Origin of the sequence: Bacillus sp. SIMBA_074 (genome assembly GCF_046534555.1) — a bacterium.
Classification (GTDB): Bacteria; Bacillota; Bacilli; order Bacillales; family Bacillaceae_G; genus Bacillus_A; species Bacillus_A mycoides.
In genome coordinates this window covers 1-233 of record NZ_JAWRYM010001279.1, presented here as the reverse complement: position 1 = coordinate 233, position 233 = coordinate 1, and the positions used below count along the sequence as shown (strand labels likewise).

Genomic DNA, 233 nt, shown 5'->3' with positions numbered 1-233 from the left:
AATATAGTTGATATATTATTAAAGTCGTTTCTAAGCGAACGACAACGAAATTGCTCTTTGAAAACTGAACAAAACAAAGCGCCAACGTTAAATTTTAAGTGAGCACACACTATTAAAAAAGCAAAATGAGCAAGTCAAACATTTCTTCGGAGAGTTTGATCCTGGCTCAGGACGAACGCTGGCGGCGTGCCTAATACATGCAAGTCGAGCGAATCGATGGGAGCTTGCTCCCT

At 40.8% G+C, this 233-nt stretch carries 1 rRNA gene; it reads left to right on the top strand.

Annotated features, from left to right (window positions below):
- Positions 1–143 precede the first annotated feature (143 nt).
- Positions 144–233: ribosomal RNA gene (locus SB773_RS34825) — 16S ribosomal RNA — on the top strand; the annotation flags it as partial.